This window comes from Vibrio sp. 1727, from assembly GCF_033344415.1.
Taxonomy (GTDB): domain Bacteria; phylum Pseudomonadota; class Gammaproteobacteria; order Enterobacterales; family Vibrionaceae; genus Vibrio; species Vibrio alginolyticus.
This window is the reverse complement of record NZ_JAWPOT010000326.1, coordinates 1-663: the sequence shown is the minus strand read 5'-3', so window position 1 is coordinate 663 and position 663 is coordinate 1. Positions and strand designations below refer to the sequence as shown.

Annotated in this window: 1 protein-coding gene; it reads right to left on the bottom strand. The window is 48.1% G+C overall.

All coding sequences use genetic code 11. The features are described from left to right. Positions 1-663, bottom strand: a 663-nt coding sequence (locus tag R8O10_RS25530) for a histidine kinase dimerization/phospho-acceptor domain-containing protein (RefSeq protein WP_318191997.1), incomplete at both ends; no start/stop codon positions are given.

Genomic DNA, 663 nt, shown 5'->3' with positions numbered 1-663 from the left:
ATGGCGTTAGTTCGACGTTGTCAAAGACGCGTTCAGATAAACTGTCTACTTTAGCAAGTGTAAGCAGTTGGTGGATGAGACGGTCGGTTCTTTCAATGCCTTGAAGGATGTTGTGTAAGTCTCCGCGTAACTGCTCTGGGTCATTACTTTCAAGAGCGTTTTCTACGTTTAGGCGCAGGATTGTCAGCGGCGTTTTGAGCTCGTGTGCGGCGGCTCGCGTAAAGCGCTTCTCTCTCTGCCACGCTTGTTCAAGTTCAGAAAGCAATGAATTGAGTGCTTCCACCAACGGAGCAAGCTCGGTTGTATTGTCGGTAACATGAATGCGGTCTAAGCGGTGCACGTTTCGTTGCGTGATTGCCGTGCGTAGATCGTTAATCGGTCTGAAATACCTGTCTATCAGCCAGAACAGCAACAGCAGCAAAGTCGGCAATAGTAGTAACTGTTCGATGGACGTCGACAGAGCGATTTCATGGATGATCTCTTTACGTATCTTCTGCTTTTCAGCAACGACAACGTATTCGTTCTCATGCTCGGTCTGTGGTAATGAGAGTTGGAAAGTGCGCCACTGTACGCCGTCTTTGGTAATGTCGGCGTAGCCGTTGTTATCAAAAGAAGAAGAAAGAGAGCGCAGATCTGGAGTGGAACTCCAGATCAACTTGTTGT